19 protein-coding genes are annotated in these 20,235 nt (G+C 53.5%); 13 read left to right on the top strand and 6 right to left on the bottom strand.

The annotated features are described in order from the left end of the window. Window positions 1-249: 249 nt before the first annotated feature. The 5 genes from BMX66_RS10415 (at window position 250) to BMX66_RS10435 (ending at window position 4,291) form a co-directional block, all read left to right on the top strand. Window positions 250-1,494: a patatin-like phospholipase family protein gene (locus tag BMX66_RS10415; RefSeq protein ID WP_255398904.1), complete on the top strand. Its 1,245-nt coding sequence runs from the start codon at window positions 250-252 to the stop codon at window positions 1,492-1,494. Between the two features lie 219 nt (window positions 1,495-1,713). Next, window positions 1,714-2,439: a TerC family protein gene (locus BMX66_RS10420; RefSeq protein ID WP_090881890.1), complete on the top strand. Its 726-nt coding sequence runs from the start codon at window positions 1,714-1,716 to the stop codon at window positions 2,437-2,439. A 37-nt stretch (window positions 2,440-2,476) separates the two neighbouring features. Continuing rightward, window positions 2,477-2,902, top strand: coding sequence for a universal stress protein (locus tag BMX66_RS10425; RefSeq protein WP_090881892.1), 426 nt, complete (start codon window positions 2,477-2,479; stop codon window positions 2,900-2,902). A 26-nt stretch (window positions 2,903-2,928) separates the two neighbouring features. Next, a complete protein-coding gene (locus BMX66_RS10430; protein WP_255398905.1) occupies window positions 2,929-3,447 on the top strand; it encodes a pilin in 519 nt (172 codons plus the stop codon). Window positions 3,448-3,838: 391 nt separating this feature from the next. After that, on the top strand, window positions 3,839-4,291 hold the full coding sequence (locus BMX66_RS10435) for a hypothetical protein (protein WP_090881894.1): 453 nt from the start codon (window positions 3,839-3,841) through the stop codon (window positions 4,289-4,291). Here BMX66_RS10435 and BMX66_RS10440 read toward each other — a convergent pair. Beyond that, window positions 4,285-4,797, bottom strand: a complete 513-nt coding sequence (locus BMX66_RS10440) for a sodium:proline symporter (RefSeq protein ID WP_255398906.1) — start codon at window positions 4,795-4,797, stop codon at window positions 4,285-4,287. The genes BMX66_RS10435 and BMX66_RS10440 overlap by 7 nt on opposite strands. Before the next feature lie 369 nt (window positions 4,798-5,166). Here BMX66_RS10440 and BMX66_RS10450 point away from each other — a divergent pair, with 369 nt between their 5' ends. The 7 genes from BMX66_RS10450 (at window position 5,167) to BMX66_RS10480 (ending at window position 12,202) form a co-directional block, all read left to right on the top strand. Beyond that, the gene (locus BMX66_RS10450; RefSeq protein ID WP_090881898.1) at window positions 5,167-5,727 is read left to right on the top strand and encodes a YqgE/AlgH family protein; all 561 of its coding nucleotides are present in this window, start codon (window positions 5,167-5,169) and stop codon (window positions 5,725-5,727) included. A 37-nt stretch (window positions 5,728-5,764) separates the two neighbouring features. Beyond that, window positions 5,765-6,253 (top strand): Holliday junction resolvase RuvX, encoded by a 489-nt coding sequence (ruvX, locus tag BMX66_RS10455; RefSeq protein WP_090881900.1) that lies wholly within the window; start codon window positions 5,765-5,767, stop codon window positions 6,251-6,253. Further along, window positions 6,240-6,749, top strand: coding sequence for a bifunctional pyr operon transcriptional regulator/uracil phosphoribosyltransferase PyrR (pyrR, locus tag BMX66_RS10460; protein ID WP_090881902.1), 510 nt, complete (start codon window positions 6,240-6,242; stop codon window positions 6,747-6,749). Before ruvX ends, pyrR begins: the two co-directional genes overlap by 14 nt. After that, complete coding sequence (locus BMX66_RS10465) at window positions 6,742-7,692, top strand: aspartate carbamoyltransferase catalytic subunit (RefSeq protein WP_090881904.1); 951 nt, start codon at window positions 6,742-6,744, stop codon at window positions 7,690-7,692. The genes pyrR and BMX66_RS10465 overlap by 8 nt, the downstream gene beginning before the upstream one ends. Window positions 7,693-7,697: 5 nt before the next feature. After that, the gene (locus tag BMX66_RS10470) at window positions 7,698-8,972 is read left to right on the top strand and encodes a dihydroorotase (protein WP_090881906.1); all 1,275 of its coding nucleotides are present in this window, start codon (window positions 7,698-7,700) and stop codon (window positions 8,970-8,972) included. Between the two features lie 89 nt (window positions 8,973-9,061). Then, window positions 9,062-11,227, top strand: coding sequence for a M3 family metallopeptidase (locus BMX66_RS10475; RefSeq protein ID WP_090881907.1), 2,166 nt, complete (start codon window positions 9,062-9,064; stop codon window positions 11,225-11,227). A 423-nt stretch (window positions 11,228-11,650) separates the two neighbouring features. After that, the gene (locus BMX66_RS10480; RefSeq protein WP_090881909.1) at window positions 11,651-12,202 is read left to right on the top strand and encodes a cytochrome P460 family protein; all 552 of its coding nucleotides are present in this window, start codon (window positions 11,651-11,653) and stop codon (window positions 12,200-12,202) included. Between the two features lie 167 nt (window positions 12,203-12,369). Here BMX66_RS10480 and BMX66_RS10485 read toward each other — a convergent pair whose 3' ends face one another. The 3 genes from BMX66_RS10485 to BMX66_RS10495 all read right to left on the bottom strand — a co-directional run bounded on the left by BMX66_RS10485 (window position 12,370) and on the right by BMX66_RS10495 (window position 16,849). Continuing rightward, window positions 12,370-12,795 (bottom strand): PRC-barrel domain-containing protein, encoded by a 426-nt coding sequence (locus BMX66_RS10485; RefSeq protein ID WP_090881911.1) that lies wholly within the window; start codon window positions 12,793-12,795, stop codon window positions 12,370-12,372. A 290-nt stretch (window positions 12,796-13,085) separates the two neighbouring features. Then, complete coding sequence (gene secA, locus BMX66_RS10490) at window positions 13,086-15,839, bottom strand: preprotein translocase subunit SecA (RefSeq protein ID WP_090881913.1); 2,754 nt, start codon at window positions 15,837-15,839, stop codon at window positions 13,086-13,088. A 92-nt stretch (window positions 15,840-15,931) separates the two neighbouring features. Continuing rightward, window positions 15,932-16,849 carry a M23 family metallopeptidase gene (locus BMX66_RS10495; protein WP_090881915.1) on the bottom strand — a complete coding sequence of 306 codons (918 nt, stop codon included), beginning with the start codon at window positions 16,847-16,849 and terminating at the stop codon, window positions 15,932-15,934. Window positions 16,850-16,884: 35 nt separating this feature from the next. Here BMX66_RS10495 and BMX66_RS10500 point away from each other — a divergent pair, with 35 nt between their 5' ends. Then, complete coding sequence (locus BMX66_RS10500; RefSeq protein ID WP_090881917.1) at window positions 16,885-17,364, top strand: DciA family protein; 480 nt, start codon at window positions 16,885-16,887, stop codon at window positions 17,362-17,364. Window positions 17,365-17,665: 301 nt separating this feature from the next. Here the strand turns inward: BMX66_RS10500 and ftsZ are convergent, their stop codons facing one another. Beyond that, window positions 17,666-18,826: a cell division protein FtsZ gene (gene ftsZ, locus BMX66_RS10505; RefSeq protein ID WP_090881919.1), complete on the bottom strand. Its 1,161-nt coding sequence runs from the start codon at window positions 18,824-18,826 to the stop codon at window positions 17,666-17,668. 134 nt (window positions 18,827-18,960) lie between these two features. Further along, on the bottom strand, window positions 18,961-20,199 hold the full coding sequence (gene ftsA / locus BMX66_RS10510; protein WP_090881921.1) for a cell division protein FtsA: 1,239 nt from the start codon (window positions 20,197-20,199) through the stop codon (window positions 18,961-18,963). Between the last annotated feature and the right edge of the window lie 36 nt (window positions 20,200-20,235).

Consider the following 20,235-nt stretch of genomic DNA (forward strand, 5'->3'; position numbering starts at 1 on the left):
CTATCGTTTTCTGGATTTCACTCTCATTCGCATGGTCGGCGTCGGCTACAAATCTGCAAAGAAATGTTGCCGGGAAATTGCAGGAGCGCCCTGGTGCTATCGAATGCTTGAAGCTGATCCGGCGGTCGACGGCTCATTTTTAGATCCTCTTTCCTTTTGTCAGCTCATGTGTCAACCAGGGGCCGTGATCCACAATGACTTCTTGCCCCACTCGACCTTCAACTTTTCGTGGGTTAAGCGGGAGTGGAATTGACCCTGTTGAATGCGTTTAAACAGTCACCCCCCCCGCCCAAGGTTGGTCTCATATTGACCGGCGGCGGTGCACGCGCAGCCTATCAGGTGGGCGTGTTGCAGGCTATCGCCGACATGCTCCCAAGAAGGGCGCGTAATCCCTTTCCAGTCATTTGCGGCACCTCTGCCGGAGCACTTAATGCCGTCAGCCTCGCACTTTCGGCGCGTAATTTTCAGGAAGGTGTTCGGAAGCTGTCGGCAGTATGGGAAAATGCGCACGTCAATCAGGCCTATCGCTCCGATCCTGTTGGCGCGTACGGAAATGCGGCGCGGTGGTTAGCGTCGCTATTGTTGGGAGGCCTGGGAAAGCGTACTGTCGTTTCCCTCCTGGACAATTCCCCGCTTGCTCAACTACTGGAAGACAGTTTGCCGCTTCATGGCGTCCAGAGAAGTATCGAGGCAGGCGCTTTGCATGCTCTTGGCATCACCGCCTGGGGCTACACCTCCGGGCAGTCGGTTACGTTCTATCAGGGTGTGGACGATATCGCGCCATGGAAACGGGAGCGCCGTATCGGCATCGCGGCGCCGATCGGGATCGAGCACCTGCTCGCGTCCTCCGCTATCCCTCTTCTTTTTCCCGCGGTAAGAATCAATCGCGAATATTTTGGTGACGGTTCCATGCGCCAGCTTGCACCTATCAGCCCCGCACTGCATTTGGGCGCCGACCGGGTACTGGTGATTGGAGTACGCAGGACCGCCGAAACGCAGCCCGACCGCGTGAAGGTCGACAGTTATCCCACACTGGCTCAGATAGGAGGCCATGTTATGGGCAGTATTTTTCTCGATAGTCTTGACGTCGATCTGGAACGTTTGCAACGCATCAACAAGACCATCCAGATGATCCCGGACGAGAGGAAAAAAAATAATGACATGACGCTACGCCAGATCGAATCGATGGTAATTTCTCCCAGCGTCGAAATCAACAAAATCGCTGCACAGCATGCTCACACGCTACCGCGTACCATCAGGCTCTTTTATCGCGCCATTGGAGCGATGAGGCGGGATGGCTCGGCGCTTTTGAGCTATGTTCTGTTTGAAGAACCCTTCTGTCGGGCATTAATCGAACTGGGATATCAGGATACAATGCCGCGCAGATCCGAGATTCTGCAGTTCATTTGCGCTAAGCAGCCTGTCGGACTTGAAGAATCAAAGCGAAAAAGTGACTGGGTGAGGACAGATTTTGAGGATTTTGAAGGCCAATAGTTATTCTATTGGACGAAAAAGCGGCGAAATATGGACCAGCCAGACGCTTTTGCAGCCGATTTCCTTTAAGTCCGACAGGCTGCTAAGGCAAGGGAGTGAGGCGGACGCTGGTATAATCCCGAGAGCGATCCAGCGCCAGGCAGTCACCCAAGGGAAGCCGCACAAGGCTGAACCTCTTGACTGCGTTACACGTAGCCACCTCACTTGCAGAGATTATTTATGGACATTTCCAGTCCGCAATTCTGGGTCGCGGTACTCCAGATCATCGCTATCGATATCGTTCTGGGCGGTGACAATGCGGTTGTTATTGCCCTTGCATGCAGGCGGCTACCCGAGAAGCAACGAAATCTCGGGATTTTCTGGGGAGTACTGGGCGCGATTGGCCTGAGGGTGGTGCTGATTTTCTTTGCTCTCAATCTGCTGGCGATTCCATTCCTGAAAATTCTGGCTGCATTGTTACTGTTGTGGATCGGCACCAGGCTGCTTCAGCCCGAGCCGGAAAGTAACGGGCACAATGTTGACGCAAGCACAACATTGGTTGGCGCAATCAAGACTATCATTATTGCCGATGCCGTGATGAGCCTCGATAATGTCATTGCCATTGCCGGTGCCGCCAGGGACAGTCTTGGCCTCGTTGTTTTCGGTCTGGTGGTGAGCGTGCCCGTCATTGTGCTGGGGAGCAAACTCGTAATGAGGCTCATGGATCATTTTCCCGTCACCATCTTCATAGGCGCAGGCTTGCTCGGCTGGATCGCGGGTGATATGAGCATTACCGACGCAGTCAGCAAAGAATGGGTAAATGCCAATGCGGCTTATCTCCATTGGGCCGCCCCCGCCTGTGGCGCACTGGTGGTTGTGATCACCGGCAAGTGGCTTGCACAGAAGGCTCAGGCAAAAAGGGCCGCTATTGTCGACCTGGCAGATGATATAAACAAACCGTTATAACCTCTTCCATAAATAACCGTTATATGCCGGAGAACACATGCTGAAATTCCTGTTGCCCGTGGATGGCTCGGATACTTCCAACAGAGCGGTTGCCGCGTTCATCAACCTCATCAACTGGTACAAGGAAACACCGGAAATTCACTTGCTGAACGTCCAATTTCCGCTGCGTGGAAATGTGCCGATGTTTATCGACAAGGAAAGTATCGACCTGTATTACCAGGAAGAAGGCAGGAAGGAACTTCGAGCAGCGGGCGAATTGCTGGATCATGCAGGTATTGCCTACCGGTTTCACATCGTTGCCGGCACTCCAGCGGATATGATCATACGGTATGCGGAAGAAATGAGTTTTGATCAAATAATCATTGGACCGCGCGGGCTCGGAGCCGTCAGGGGCATCTTGCTGGGTTCGGTAGCCAACAGGATCATGCAGCTATCGACAGTTCCTGTGCTGCTTATCAAATAATAATTTAACGGAGAATAATGGACAGTATGAGCTTTAACCAAAAAACTTTTATCGGAATGGTGCGGGATCAATGGGGCTTGACCTTGATCGAGATGATGATGATATTTGCCATTATCGGCATTCTGGTCACGATCGCTATCCCACCTGCATATCAGCTTTACGAGGATTCTCAAGCGCGGGAACAAGTCACTGAAGCAATGAATCTTCTGGATAGCGTCAAGGCGCCCGTCGCCGGATTTTATTCGGATAAGGGAAGATGGCCAACAGAGACAGAGTTCGACAGTCTTGTAACGACAAAGACAGGGAAGTATGTTGCGAGCCTTACCCCGAGAATCCTGCCCAACGGTTTTCAGGTCACGGCAACATTCAGGAACAAAGGCGTGAGCCCGGGACTTTTGAACGAAGGTACCGGCAGAACGCTGGTTCTCGCCACAAAAAACGGTGTGGAATGGGTCTGCAACGATAATACAGATTCTGCCAACGGCGTCCCTGGTCTAATCGCAGGAAGTGTGTTACCTCAACACCGACCGCAGTCCTGCAAGTAGAGATGCAAAATACAGCGTGGGCTCGCCGCGCATGCCGCGATATCCTTTCAAACTTATATCGGGTTACGCAAGAAGACATGGGAAATATAAGGCATCATACACCGCGCATGACGCACCTACCTCCTGGCTGGAAAAAGGGACAGAGAGGCGGCTGGCTGAAATCCATTGAGCATTGACCCCCATCCCTCAAAGCTTATAATCATTAAATGGCTATATTCTCATCCGAAGGGTGGAACCGTCCTTTCGCTCAGCCCACTACATTTATTTGTTACTTCTGAACGCCGGTTTAGCCGACGCGAATTCTCATCCGGACGAAAAAGGAAGAAAAAACCGAAAACGCAACCTGCGGACTTGCATGTTCTGTAGCAAAACAAGACAACGGGAAGAATATATGAATGAATTTACCGATCAAATAGCAGGATACTTCAATCAGGTACCCATGTGGCCCTTGGTTTTGCTCGGCATGGGGATTGTTGTCACGGGAATTTATGAGCTGTTTCACCGCAAACGCCGGGCTGAGGCCGCCGAGGAATTTCGCTCGGTTATTCTCTCGACGCTCTCCGGCCTGTATCCCGAGCCTACCAACTGGCCTAAAAGTATAGATACCTATCTTTGCGCGCGTTTGCCCGTGATGCAGGAAATCATCGAATACTTTAAACAGAATGTCCCGCAGGAGGATCTGCCGGCTTACAACAGGGACTGGGACAACTACTGCCACTTTTGCCGTGCCGAGGTAACCGACGACAAATGTACCGCGGCGGAGATGAATCCCGGCATAGAGCCGGATCCAAAAAAAACCTTTCACACGCTTGTCTCCAACCTTTTACGTCATGCGAACTACTGAGTTTTAGACAACGCTTTGTATGTCCAGGCAAGGGAAATTCCAAACACGACGTGCGCCACTACCGTGATCCAGTCACGAGCCGCCGAGAACCAGGGGAAAACGAACGTGACCCCGTACATATTAATTACGTATAGCGTCAATCCGTAGATAGAACCGGCAAGCAAGGAAAACCCTGTGCCCATACCAAAATGGGAAATCAACCAACCCAGAATCAGGCCGTACGCCATTGAAATCGCAAAGTGAATGAAGGTCGCCGCCGCCATCACCTGCCAGTCGAACGTTGCCGGTGGCGGTAGAACCTCCGGGCCCATCAGGATGGCCGCGGCCAAACGAGCGTCTCTGAATAAAATCGCCGGCAGAGCATCAGTGAACGACCACCACAGGACGACCTGCGCTCCAGTGGCAACGACTCCAGCGACTATACCAGCCCCAATCGCGGCGCTCCAGTTCAATGGCATGTGTAAGAATTGAGACTGTAACCATTCATCCCGGTGAAAATCATTCATGCCCTCCGCTAAACCGAAACTTCGCGCGCAGCCCTCCAATTGGCAGCGAACGGCAAATATCGCCGTTCGGAGCAGCTGATATCACCATGAAGATGGTGTTCCTTTGACGTTGTTCCTTTGATCTGTGCGACTTCTATATTTCAAAACCCACTAATGTAAACGGATTCGTTTTACAATGATAGCAAAGCTATCTCGGGAAATAGCCGTAGCGGCGTCTCGCGCATGCATGATCCATACTGCCTGTCCGGAATACTCAATATGAATAGCGAGGATATTGCCATGAAACCGAAAAGCAGGGACTCCACGGACCGGATTTTTGAAAATTCGGATTCCCGAGATACCTCGTAGCGGCATGCAATCAGCGCACTCATGCAAAATGTCGATTTGACCCACCATTTTCTGATCGCCATGCCAGCCATGGCGGATCCTTTCTTTGCCAAGACGCTAACGTATATATGCGAGCATAGCGACCAGGGCGCGTTAGGCCTCGTGGTGAATCGGCCCATTGACCTTACTCTGAAGGACCTGCTGGATCAACTCGATATATCCTCTGAAGACCAGGCTATAGGGGGATTGCCGGTAATGTTTGGCGGGCCGATACAACTGGATCGCGGCTTCGTACTCCATCAGCCTGTTGGGGAGTGGCAATCGACCATGATCGTGAACGATAAAGTCGGACTTACGACTTCACTCGACATCTTGCGAGCGATGGCAAGCGGGGAGAGCCCGGAGGAAGTACTGGTCGCTTTAGGTTATTCAGGATGGGCGCCCGGTCAGATAGAGCATGAGCTGTCTCAGAATGCGTGGCTCACGGTACCCGCATCGCCCAACATCATCTTTGAATTGCCGGTCGAGGAGCGATTGACGGCGGCGATGCGTTCGCTCGGCGTCGATTTCTCCAGCCTGTCGGATGAAGTGGGTCATTCTTGAAACAGCGTTGATCCGGTAGCAATCAGGTATCCCAGTCATGCAAGATCGGCATGATTCAGTCGCTCGACAATCGCCCCTTGACAGCGGGAACAGCGGGCATCGTCCCGCGACGGTTCTGGGGTTCGATTTCGGTGGCAGGCGCATCGGCGTGGCGGTCGGGCAGCTGGAACTAGGCTTGGCGCATCCTCTTGCCACAGTGAGTAATGCGAATGCGGAGGAGTGCTTCGGAAGCATCGCGCAATTAATTGGAGAGTGGCGGCCAGTTTTACTGGTAGTGGGCCTGCCCACTCATGCCGATGGCACGGAGCACGAATTGACACGGCGTAGCCGGCGTTTTTCCCGGCGCCTGGAAGGCCGTTTCGGCATCAAGACCGTGTTGGTGGATGAACGATACACTTCGGTTGACGCGAGTGCAGCGCTGCGGGAAGGAGGTCTCAAAGGAAAGAAACAGAAACCTGTATTGGATCAAATAGCGGCGCAGCTGATATTACAAACTTATTTTGACAGACGAGATGCAACTACCTGACGCAGAACATTTACTGGCCAACTTGACTGAAAGGGTACGGCACGACCTCGGGCCGAATACCGCACTTGTAGGCATCTACACCGGAGGCGTATGGCTGGCGGAACGGCTGCACCAGAATTTGCAGCTTTCGCTCCCATTGGGCACTTTGGATGTTTCGTTCTACCGGGATGATTTCGGCCAGATTGGCCTCCATCCCCAGATCAGGCCTTCGGATATCCCATTCAAGGTAGAAGGCAGCCATATCGTTTTAGTGGATGACGTACTATACACCGGGCGTACCATCCGCGCCGCGATCAATGAGTTATTCGACTATGGCCGGCCCGCAAGTGTTCGCCTCGCCGCGCTGATAGACCGGGGCGGCAGGGAGCTTCCGATGGCAGCCCAATACGTTGGTACCGTGCTCGACGTGCCATCGGATAAAATGCTGGCGCTGGAAAAGAGTGCCGAGGGAAAATTAAGCCTGAGCCTGTATGACAAACGCCGGGACAATGAGTAACAATCCGCAGCTGAACAAGAATGGCCAATTGCAACACCTCCTCACGACCGAGGGACTGCCTGCCCCCATTTTGCTTCATATACTCGATACCGCCGAGTCTTTTGTCGGGGTTACCGAGCGCGATGTTAAAAAGGTGCCTTTGCTGCGCGGCAAATCCATATTCAATTTATTCTTCGAACCCAGTACCCGCACCCGGACAACGTTTGAAATCGCGGCAAAACGGCTCTCGGCCGATGTCGTCAATCTCAACATTGCAGCGTCATCTCAATCCAAAGGTGAGACGCTGCTGGATACGGTGGATAATCTCTCTGCCATGCATGCCGACATGTTCGTGGTCCGGCACTCGCAAAGCGGCGCGGCTCACCTGATCGCGCGCCATATGCGGCCCGAGATCCATATTATCAATGCGGGAGACGGCCGCCATGCGCATCCGACGCAGGCTTTGCTCGATGTGTTTACCATCCGCCGCTACAAGAGTGACTTCCGTAATCTGCGAGTGGCTATCGTCGGGGACATTCTGCATTCACGTGTGGCGCGCTCGCAAATTCATGCCCTCACCACTCTCGGCGTACCGGAAGTGCGAGTGATCGCGCCCAAAACCTTGCTGCCAGCCAAGGTCGAGCGGCTCGGCGTACATGTTTACCATGACATGACGCAAGGGTTGAAAGATGTGGACGTGCTAATGATGCTGCGTTTGCAAAATGAGCGCATGCTGAGTGCGCGCCTCCCCAGCACAGAAGAATACTTCAAGTATTACGGACTGACTCAGGAGAAACTGGCGTTAGCGAAGCGCGACGCTATTGTATTGCATCCTGGTCCGATGAATCGGGGCGTCGAAATCGATTCCGCGGTGGCTGACGGCAAGCAATCGGTCATCCTGCCTCAAGTGACCTTTGGTATCGCGGTCCGGATGGCGGTCATGTCGATTTTGGCGGGCAGCTGAGCACCATGAAGATAATCATCGAAAATGGGCGTGTCATAGACCCTGAAAACCGTATTGACACGATTATGGATGTTTTCATCGCGGAGGGGAAAATTGCCGCGCTCGGCGCTCCTCCTGACGGCTTCCAGGCCGACCGCAAAATAAATGCAAAGGATATGGTAGTTTGTCCCGGCCTGGTTGATCTGTCGGCGCGGTTGCGTGAACCCGGCCTTGAATATAAGGCCACGCTCGAATCCGAAATGGCGGCGGCAGTGGCCGGGGGAGTGACCAGCTTGGCATGCTCGCCGGATACCGACCCTGTATTGGACGAACCGGGACTGGTGGAAATGCTGAAGCATCGCGCCAGAAATCTCAATCAGGCTCATGTCTACCCCATCGGTGCGCTTACCCGCGGCTTGAAAGGCGAATGGCTGACGGAAATGGCCGAATTACGCGACGCCGGGTGCGTCGCTTTTGGACAATCCGACATGCCGCTTCCCAACACCCGAGTAATGATGCAAGCGATGCGGTACGCCTCCACCTTCGGCTTCTCGGTATGGTTGCGTCCGCAGGATGTAAACCTTGCTGACGGCGGCGTGGCGCATGACGGAGAAGTGGCGACGCGATTGGGCCTGCCTGCGATTCCCGTATGCTCGGAAACCGTGGCGCTATCGAATATTATTCTGATGGCGAGGGAAACAGGGGCCAAGGTACATCTGTGCCGGATATCCAGCGCGGAAGGTGTTGCCATGGTCGGGGCAGCCCGACGGCAAGGATTGCCCATTACCTGCGATGTGGCGGTGAATCATACACATCTCTCCGAGATGGACATCGGCTTCTTCGATTCCAATTGTCATCTTGTTCCTCCATTACGAGGGCTGGGAGACCGTGATGCGCTACGGAGCGGTCTTCTGCACGGTACAATAGATGCGATATGCTCCGATCATGCACCGGTAGACGAAGACGCCAAGTTGTTACCCTTCGCTGAGGCCGAGGCTGGCGCCACCGGTCTGGAACTGCTGCTCCCGCTTACATTGAAATGGGCGGCGGAGATGAAGGTTCCGCTGATTGCGGCGCTAGGCAGGATTACCTCGGAACCCGCTCGTATACTCGGTGTGGATGCTGGACATCTGTCATCCGGCGCGCCTGCTGATCTTTGCATTTTCGATCCCGATCAATACTGGATAGTGGAAGCAGGAGCCCTCAAAAGCCAGGGCAAGAATACGCCCTTTCTGGGTATGGAACTGCAAGGCAGGGTAAAATATACTGTGGTAGCCGGCAACATCGTGCATGAGGGCTAGGCCACAGTTCACGGCACGGCATGGCCATGGCATCACGCATCTGAACCGCGCACTGAACCGCGCATCTGAACGATTACTGGATCAATATCATGAATCCTCTGCTTGATTTCTCCGGACTGCCTCGCTTCGCGGATATTCGAACCGAACATATCACCCCGGCGGTAAAACAGTTGCTGGCAGAAAACCACGCGATGCTTGATTCGATACGTAACGATACATCTACGCCGGCCTGGGATAATTTCGTACAGCCGATGACAGATGCAAACGAGCGTCTGTCCCGTGCATGGGGACAGGTATCGCACTTGAATGCGGTGAAAAACACACCTGAATTACGCGAGGCTTATAACGCGAACCTACCACTTATCACGCAGTATTATGCCGAGTTGGCTCAGGACCAGGTGCTGTTCGGGAAATTCAAACAACTCCGCAGCAGTAACGAATTCGAGAATCTGAGTCCCGCTCGAAAAAAGATAATCGAGGATGACTTGCGTGATTTCCGGCTGGGCGGAGCGGAACTCTCGCCGGAAAAAAAGGAGCGGTTCCTCCACATTCAGGAAGAACTGTCGGCGCTCGGCTCCAGATTCAATGATAATCTCCTGGATGCCACCAATAATTTTGCGTTGCAAGTGGAGAATGCCGATGAAGTTTCCGGCATTCCCGACGATGTGCTGCAAACGGCAAGAGAGGCTGCGGAGAAGGATAATGTTCCCGGCTGGAAATTTACCCTGCATGCCCCTTCCTATCTTCCCGTCATGCAATACGCGGACAACCGTAAACTACGCGAAAAAATGTACCGCGCCTATTCCACCCGCGCCAGTGAAATTGAGGCTGGCGAGATTGAAGCTCCTGCTCCGCCGGCTGGCGGTACAGCCGACCTGGATAATACCCCGCTCATCGCCAGAATGCTTCAACTGCGCAAGGAGGAAGCGCAACTGCTTGGATTTGAGTGCTATGCCGAGGTCTCGCTTGCGGCAAAAATGGCCTCGACTCCGAAGCAGGTACTGGATTTTCTTGGTGAACTGGCTGCTAAAGCCCGACCTTATGCTGAGCGGGATCTGAAAGAGTTGCGCCAATTCGCCGGCGATAAGTTGCAATTGGAAGCGCTCGAGGCATGGGACATTGCCTATGCGAGCGAAAAACTGCGCCTTGAGCGTTATGCCTTCTCCGAACAGGAAGTGAAGCAATATTTTCCTGAAACGAGTGTGCTGCCGGGGATGTTCAAGCTGGTGGAGAGTCTTTATGGCATCGTTATTACTCTAGTGGATGCAGCCGATGCTCAGCTATGGCATCCGGACGTAAAGCTTTTCAATATAACCGATACCGCAGGAAACCTGGTCGGCCGATTTTATCTGGACCTCTATGCGCGGCCTGGCAAGCGGGGCGGGGGCTGGATGGACGACGCCGTCAGCCGACGCCGTATTGGCGCCGAATGTACCGGCGAGTATCGCATCCAGACGCCGGTAGCGTACCTCAACTGTAATTTCTCCGCACCCGTTCGTATTAATGGTGAATCTCGTCCGGCGCTGTTTACCCACGATGACGTGATAACCCTGTTCCACGAGTTTGGACATGGCCTTCACCATCTGCTCACTCAGGTGGAAGACCTGGGGGTATCGGGCATTCACGGTGTGGAATGGGACGCGGTAGAACTGCCCAGCCAGTTCATGGAGAACTTTTGCTGGGAATGGGACGTACTGCATAACATGACCCGGCGGGTAGGGCCTGTATCGCGCGCTTCTGACGATTCAGCCAGTGGAGCACGGATGCCTGATGGCGAACCTATCCCCCGCGAGTTGTTCGACAAAATGCTGGCGGCTAAAAATTTTCAGAGCGGCCTGCAAATGCTCCGCCAGATCGAATTCGCACTATTCGATATGCATCTGCATTCCGATTTCGATCCGAATGGCGGGAAAACGGCACAGCAACTGCTGGATGAGATTCGAGAGCAGGTTGCAGTCATTATTCCACCGAAGTTCAATCGTTTTCCCAACAGCTTTTCGCATATTTTCGGGGGAGGCTACGCGGCGGGATATTACAGCTACAAATGGGCGGAGGTATTGTCTGCCGATGCTTACAGCCTCTTTGAGGAAGCCCCCGCTGGAGGGGTAATTAACCGGGATACGGGCATTCGATTCCGGAATGAAATTCTCGCGGTGGGCGGAAGCCGTCCAGCGCTGGAATCCTTTATTGCATTCCGGGGGCGCGAGCCGAAAATAGATGCGCTGCTACGCCACAACGGTATGGCGATTGCATGAAAATTCGATTCCTGGATTATGATGGCAGACAGATACGGTGAATCGGGCGGCTTTTCCCGCTTTGTATCACTGCAGCGGAACGCTGGGTGCAGAAGTGCGGGATACCACTTGCATCGCCATATACCTCTACAATGGAATGGTCCGAAAACCCTTTTATCCTGTAAGCGAACGTCATTCCGGCCAGCCTTCAGGGATTCATTTTGATTGCTGGCTACTCTTGCAACAACTTCTTTCCGAAGTTAGTATACGCGAGGGCACACATCGCTTATCCTCGTCAAATCCACGGTCCGGCATCGTAATTTTTCGAGTCGAACCGGGGTGATCAAGAATTCCTGGTAATCGTTCACAGCTCAAGCTGGCGGCATGTCATCAAGGCCGATTACGGTGAATGTTTAGCATCGCTCGACAATAGGAGAAAATAAAATGAAACGGATTACAAGCGGGATTATTACTGCAGCGCTGGTTACGGCGTTGGTGGGATGCGCGCAGCGGCCCCCAACCCCCCAGGTCGAGAAAGTTGCGGATGGAGAATTGTCAGTGCCGGCCAATTACAAGAGCTGGCCGAAATTTTTGTCCGATATACAGCGGACAGACAGCAAACAAGTCCGGGAAATATATATCAACCCCATCGGACATAGCGCCAAAATGGGTGAAGATTTTCCCAACGGGACTATTACCGTGATGGAAATTTACAAGGCGCGTGAAGCAGCCGATGGCGCGCTGCTGAAAGGCCCCGATGGGAAACTTGTCAAGGGTGAATTGTTAAAGATAGGGGTAATGGGCAAGGGTCCAGGCTGGGGGGAAAGTGCACCGCCGGAACTCAGGAATGGCGACTGGGTATATGCGATGTATATGGGTGATGGAAAAACCAAGGCGCCGGACGATTACGCAACCTGCCGAGCGTGTCATCTGCCGCTGACGGACAAGGACTATATTTTCCGGTACGATGAGTATTTTCAGAAACGCGCAAAATAGCGCAACGGATGCCTGAACCTGGTTCTCTACAATTTGTTGTTACAGTTCTGGCAGCGTCTTCTGGAGTGCCAATAGGCCTAGTGCGGTCATGCACGTTCGGCTCGGTGCCCGGTCCCCTGGCTGGGGGTGGCACGTCAAAGCGATTGGTTTGCCAGCAAGAAGGTAAATCAATCGCTCCTGTTGTTTATATAATGCCTGGCCTCATAGTAGGAATGAATCTGGTCGATCCAGGACTGGTCGGCCATATCCGGCCAATTGTCCTTGTCGAACCCCGGTGCCGATTCCAGACGTTCCTTCTCTGCATCGAGTATGAAACGTTTATCCAGAGTTTCCAGCTTCAGCGTCAACGCGTTCCACGGCACAGCGAAAAGTTTGTCGGCGATGCCGAGAAATCCTCCGAAGGACAACACTGCATAGGCAACGCTACCGTTGTCGACGTCCAGCATGATCTCCTTGATATTGCCGAGCTTTTCGCCTTTGGGATTGTAGATATTCATTCCTATGGGCCAGTTGGCGCCCATCAATCTGGGGCCAGGTCCATTACCCTCCGTGATTTTGTCCAAGCCATCGATATTGCGCTCTAGCTTACTCATCTTCACCTCCCTGGAGTTGTTGCAGGAAAATCTCTTGGAGTGCCTGAGCCCTGCGAAAGTTGCCAATGACATTCAACAAGGGATGGCCCAAACAGGAAAAGATGTTCGATTCGCTCGTTAACACAGCGATTCAGTTGCTTGCCGAAATAACCCTGTAGTCGGCGGCTGCAAAAGTCAATAGCCGTGGAAGTCTCCCTTTCTTCGCTCTTTGTGCAAAAACAAATCATGAGGCCGGGGCATCTCGTCAATTGCCGGAAAATATCTCAATCCGATGTGGATATGAAACCTGTCTAGCTGAGCTTGCCATGACATTGCTTATACTTTTTCCCTGAACCGCAGGGGCATGGATCGTTGCGTCCGATCTTCTCGCCCTGACGCACAAACGGTTGATGCTTCGATTGACGATCCCGGGTTTCTTCGGCCATTTCGCTGTCTTCCGGGTGTTCCTCTTCGCCCAGTACCTCTTCGAAAGCCGCATGATGATACTGCACATTGACAGGCGGGCGCTGTGTTTCCGCCACCTCTTCCACCTGTTGCTGACTCCTTATCTGCACGGTCAGGACTGTTCTGGTGACCTCCGCCTTGATCTCCTCGAGCATGGAGGTGAACAATTCAAAAGCCTCTCGCTTGTACTCCTGTTTTGGATTCTTCTGTGCGTACCCGCGCAAATGGATACCCTGCCGCAGATGATCCAGCGCCGCCAGGTGCTCGCGCCAGTGGGTATCGAGGCTTTGCAGCATGACCGCGCGCTCGTACTGATGCATGACATTCACGCCGACCTGATCGACCTTTTCCGAGTAATGTTCACGCGCAACCGCGGTAATCCGCTGATGCAGGCTTTCCTCGTGTAAATCGGGCTCCTTCTCCAGCCACTCCTGTAGTGGCAATGACAGCTGATATTCGGCAGCCAAGGCCTTCTCAAGTCCCGGTATATCCCATTGCTCCTCGACACTCTGCGCCGGAATGTAGAGGCCAACAAGACTGCCGAGAACGTCGTCGCGCATTGCGGTGATCGTCTCTGAAATATCCTGGGACTCAAGAAGCTCAGTACGTTGCTGATAAATCACCTTGCGCTGATCGTTGGCGACATCATCGTATTCCAGCAATTGCTTACGTATGTCAAAGTTGCGGGCTTCGACCTTGCGCTGAGCGTTTTCAATGGCGCGGGTAACCCACGGGTGCTCAATAGCCTCCCCCTCCGGCATGTTGAGCTTCTGCATGATGCCCGCTACGCGATCGGATGCGAAGATGCGCAAAAGCGGATCTTCCAGTGAGAGATAGAAACGGCTGGAACCAGGATCGCCCTGGCGGCCGGATCGTCCGCGCAGCTGATTGTCCACCCGGCGGGATTCATGCCGCTCCGTGCCGATAATATGTAACCCCCCGTGTTTCAGCACCTCGTCGTGCAGCAGCTTCCACTGCTCCTGCAATTCCGCAATACGCTCAGTTTGGGCCGACTCGCTCAGGCTTTCGTCAGAACGAATGCGCTCAAGCTCAGGTTCCGGATTTCCGCCCAGCACGATGTCGGTACCCCGCCCTGCCATATTGGTTGCAATGGTAATCATCTTTGGACGTCCAGCCTGGGCGACGATCTCCGCTTCACTTGCGTGCTGCTTGGCATTCAGCACCTGGTGCGACAACTTCTCCCGAGTCAGCAACTCTGACAGCAACTCGTTGTTCTCAATAGAAGTTGTTCCGACCAGAACAGGCTGTCCCCTCTGGTAACAGTCTTTGATATCCTCGATGATGGCGCGGTTCTTTTCACCCATGGTTCGAAAGACCTGATCCATTCGATCAATACGGATCATGGGGCGATGGGTTGGGATGATCACCGTTTCCAGCCCGTAAATTTGCTGAAACTCGTAAGCCTCGGTATCGGCCGTCCCCGTCATCCCAGCCAGTTTTTCATACATCCGAAAATAGTTCTGGAAAGTGATCGAAGCGAGTGTCTGGTTCTCTTTCTGGATCGGAACGCCCTCCTTCGCCTCCACCGCCTGATGCAGCCCTTCGGACCAGCGTCTGCCCGACATGAGCCGCCCCGTAAATTCGTCGACTATGACCACTTCGCCGTTCTGTACCACATAGTGCTGGTCGCGGAGAAATAATGCGTGAGCACGCAAGCCAGCGTAGAGATGATGGACGAGGTTGATATTGGCGGGATCGTAAAGGCTTGTTCCGGAAGGAAGCAAACCGCTCTCGACAAGCAATTTTTCCGCATGTTCGAAACCTGCCTCACTCAACAGCACCTGCTGAGCTTTTTCGTCCACGCTGAAATCGCCCGGACTTTTCTCTGTTTCCTGACGGACCAGTTTCGGAATCAGCGCATTCATGCGCACGTAAACCTCGGTGTTTCCTTCGGCCTGCCCGGAGATAATCAAGGGCGTACGCGCCTCGTCAATCAGAATGGAGTCCACTTCGTCAACGATGGCATAGTTGAGCGCGCGCTGCACCCGCTCGGCGGGATGATTAACCATGTTGTCGCGCAGGTAGTCGAAACCGTATTCGTTATTGGTGCCATAGGTTATGTCGGCACCATAAGCGGCCTGCTTCTCGCCGTGGTCCATCTGTGAAAGGATCACTCCCACGCTGATACCGAGGAATTGATAAATACGCCCCATCCACTCCGCATCTCGTTTTGCCAGATAGTCATTCACGGTGACGAGGTGAACGCCCTTCCCGACCAGTGCGTTGAGATATGCGGGCAACGTCGCCATCAACGTTTTACCTTCGCCAGTTCGCATTTCAGCAATCTTGCCGCTGTGCAGTACCATGCCGCCGATCATTTGCACATCGAAATGGCGCATACCCAGCGTGCGCTTGCCGGCTTCGCGTACTACCGCAAACGCCTCGGGCAGCAACGCATCAAGCGTAGCTCCATCGGCAATGCGTTGTTTGAACTCTTCGGTTTTGGCGCGTAGATCGGCGTCGGTAAGCGGCGTAATCTTTGCCTCTAGCGCATTGATGGCCCCGACAGCCTGGAAATACTGTTTGATTAGCCTGTCGTTACGGCTTCCGAAGACTTTCTTGAGCAGATTGTTCAGCATGAAATCCCGACAATTCTATATTAAGCGACCGTCCAAAAAATAAGGGGTGAGGTTTTTCGCCTCACCCCCGCCGCAGTGTATTAAAATCCGGCTCAACCTGGCATCTTCAGGAACCGGGATGGATTTTGCGGCGAGCCCCTGTGCCTCACTTCGAAATGCAGATGCGGACCGGTAGAACGGCCAGTGCTGCCCACTTCTGCAATCTTCTCTCCCCGCACCACGATTTGGCCCAGTTTAACCAGGCGCTTGGAAGCATGAGCATAGCGACTGACGAAATCATTGCCATGATCGACGTCAATCATATTACCATATTCGGGATGAAAATCGGAATACACTACCACTCCTCCCGCCGCGGCCACAATAGGCGTTCCCGTTGTGGCGGTGAAATCAACCCCCTCGTGAAAAACGCGCTTTCCGGAAAAAGGATCGATGCGCACACCGAAACCGGAGGAGTACCACCTCGTATTGACGGGCATCACGGACGGAAGCATCTTTTTCTTGAGCCTGTCCTGCATCAACAACGAATCCAATGCGCCGAGCTTGTCCGCACGATCATCCAGCATGATCGACAACTCCTGGATTTTATTGTTAAACTCCACAAACGACATATCCTGGGACGGCAGAGTGGCCACCGTTCCTCCCTGGCCCGGATTTTGATTGAATAGAAATTCCTGGGGTTTGATACCGGATAACTCTGCCAGACGGGCGCCGACCGAGTCGAGGCGCAACAGTTGCGCCTGCATCTGGCCCATTCTGACAGCCATGGCGTTTAGGCTGTCGCGCAAATACGACTGCGATTTTTCATGCTCTTCCTGCTGTACGCTTAAAATCAACGACCGCAGGGAGGGACTGTCAATCTTGTCCGCATAGCGCAGGGAAAGATAGTTCAGTCCCATCGCCATTAACATGGAAGCTAAAAAGAATCCGACCGCCAGAAGCACAAGATGCGTGCCGGTTAAAGTCAGGGTTTTCGCTTTTGGCAACTTGTTGGAAATTAGAATAATATTCATCTCATTCCCTTAATTATCGTTCAGCCATGACCCCCATGACCGCGCGCAAGATCAATTTCTACCTTGAAGCTCTGAGGCTGGCGCCGGAGCATCAACGCTTATTCAGTTATATGGAAGAGTTGGTTGCAATGCAACAGGTATTCACGAGAATCGCCCCTCCTCAACTTACTCAACATTGCGCTTTAGGCGCGTTTTCTGAGGGAAACCTGACAATCTGCGCAAATAATGGTGCAATTGCAGCAAAACTAAGACAAACACTGCCTTCATTATTATTAAAATTTCAGGCGATGGGCTCTGAGGTTACTGCAATTCGAATTACTGTGCAAGCGAATTACCGTAATTTTCCCGGGAATGAGCTATCCAGAAAAAAACCGCGAATAGGCAAAGTTGGCATAGAAAGTCTGAATGGCCTGGCCGCGGGATTACCCCGATCGCCTTTAAAAACTGCTATCGAATCGCTGCTGAAAAAAACAGCAAATGGCAGCATTTCAAAAGGATCGCCACGATCCGGATAATCCATGAATGCCTATAGGAACAGGATATAGGGGCGGGTAATGGCAATAGCAAATGAATTACAATGAATCAAGGAGTGTAGCCGACAGAGCAGGCAGCCGACGTCAGGCAGAATGGTGAGGCGTAAATTTTCGGTTTGCGCGAGGAAACGACGGGCGTACCTGCCGCGAAACGCTGATGATAGCCGCTATCTCCATTCCTTCATACAGGACAAACGCCGCTAAGCCAGCCACTGGATATCAGGCGTTACCCTCCGAGGGACCCGCCTCACAAGGCTTCAATTCGATCTATTCCGGTAGATGCTTAGTCCGCCTGTTTTCTCAGGAATGCCGGAATATCCAGCACATCCACGCCTGATTGTTTCATGGCTTCGACGGTTGCATCCCGCCGTCTGTTCGTGCGGATAGCTGCAGGAGCATCCAGATCCTTCCAGTTAATCCCATCCGCCATATTATCGGTCCCGTTGCGCGTATGGATAACGCTTAGCGGTTTGGACTGCGTGCGGTTAACGACACCGCCCAGTCCCGTTGCAACCATGGTGACACGCAGGTTTTCCTCCATGTCCTCGTCGATCACGGTGCCGACTATCACCGTTGCGTCTTCGGCGGTAAAATCCTTGATAGTACTCATCACTTCGTGAACTTCACGCATCTTCATTGCCGAACTGGCGGTAATGTTGACCAGTATTCCTCGGGCACCCGAGAGATTCACATCCTCCAGCAGCGGACTTGCGACCGCCTGCTCCGCCGCGGCGCGCGCACGATCCACACCGGACGCAAACGCGGACCCCATCATTGCCATACCCATTTCCGACATCACCGTTTTTACATCGGCAAAATCAACGTTGACAAGGCCCGGGCAATTGATGACTTCCGCGATGCCCGCAACCGCACCATATAACACGTTGTTGGCGGCCTTGAATGCATCCAGCATGCTGACGTCTTCGCCCAGAACCATCATCAGTTTGTCGTTTGGAATCACGATCAACGAATCGACATATTGCGACAACGCCTCCATTCCCGCCTGAGCCGCCTTAAGACGCCTGCCTTCGAAAGAAAAGGGCTTGGTGACGACCGCGACGGTAAGAATACCCATTTCCTTGGCTACCTGCGCTACCACCGGTGCGGCGCCTGTTCCGGTACCGCCGCCCATCCCGGCGGTGATAAACAACATATCTGCGCCTTCGATCATTTCGGCAATCCGGTCCCGATCCTCCAGTGCCGAATTGCGCCCGACTTCAGGATCGGCGCCCGCACCCAATCCCTTTGTGATGGCCGAGCCCATTTGCAGCAGAGTACGCGCCTGATTGCGCTTCAAGGCTTGTGCATCCGTGTTGGCGCAAATGAATTCAACACCTTGCACCCCGTTCAGGATCATGTGATCCACGGCGTTACCGCCGCAACCGCCCACGCCAATGACCTTGATAACGGCTTCCTGTGTTTGTGTGTCCATGATTTCGAACATAGCGCTTCTCCTTTATGAATTGAAACAACCAAGCAGTTATTCTGTTACGATCTTCCGCTTCTGAACGTTGCCGCCATCCCGCACGTTGCCGAAAAGCAGCATTCCGTCACTCCCGGAACACTTGAACATCAAGCTCAAAAGTTGACCTGAAACCAGCTTTTCATCCTTTCCAAAATCCGCTTGAACGAATTTCCCTGCAATCTGGTATGCTGTTGCCGTTGAAGCTGCTCCATGCCGGCCAGAATCAAACCGATGCCTGTAGCGCATCGCGGGGTGACCACAACTTCTTCGAGGCTGCCGCGATAGTGCGGTAGACCCAGCCTTACGGGCATGTGGAATATCTCTTCGCCGAGTTCCACCATTCCTGGCAGGGAACTGCTGCCGCCGGTAATGACGATGCCGGATGACAGCAATTCCTCGAAACCGCTGCGGCGCAGCTCAGCCTGCACCAGGGAGTAAAGCTCCTCCACGCGCGGTTCGATTACCTCAGCCAGCGTTTGTCTTGAAAGCTGCCGTGTTCCCCGATCGCCCACGCCGGCCACTTCCACCATTTCGTGCGGATCGGCCATCCCACGCAGCGCGCAACCGTACCGGCATTTGATGTCTTCGGCATCCTTGGTAGGGGTACGGAGCGCCATGGCGATATCGTTGGTAACCTGGTCCCCCGCAATCGGAATCACTGCGGTGTGCCGGATAGCGCCATGGGTGAATACCGCGATGTCGGTCGTGCCGCCGCCAATATCCACCAGGCACACCCCCAGATCTTTTTCGTCATCAGATAACACCGCCATTGCCGAAGCCAGCGGTTGCAACACCAGGTCGCGTACTTCGAGCCCGCAGCGGCGCACGCACTTCATGATATTCTGCGCCGCAGATACGGCGCCTGTAACGATGTGCACTTTGACTTCAAGCCGTATACCGCTCATGCCGATGGGCTCGCGCACGTCCTCCTGACCGTCGATGATGAATTCCTGGTTGAGGACATGGAGAACCTGTTGATCGTTCAGGATGTTCACTGCCTTGGCGGTTTCCATTACTCGCTCCACATCCAGCCGGGACACTTCCTTATCCTTGATTGCAACCATTCCGTGCGAATTGAAACTTTTGATATGGCTACCGGCAATACCGGTGTAAACCTCGCGAATCTTGCAGTCGGCCATCAACTCCGCTTCTTCCAGCGCCCGCTGGATCGCGCTGACCGTTGTCTCGATATTGACGACCACGCCTTTCTTCAGACCGCGCGAAGGATTGCTGCCCATGCCGATCACTTCATATCCGCCTTCGGGCTTCACCTCCGCCACAATGGCAACAATTTTTGATGTGCCGATATCGAGGCCCACAATCAGATTTTTGGTTTCGCTACTTCTATTCATCTACCCTTACCAGCCCTTGATCCCGCGATATTTTTT

It is taken from the genome of Nitrosovibrio sp. Nv6 (assembly GCF_900110495.1).
Taxonomy (GTDB): Bacteria; Pseudomonadota; Gammaproteobacteria; order Burkholderiales; family Nitrosomonadaceae; genus Nitrosospira.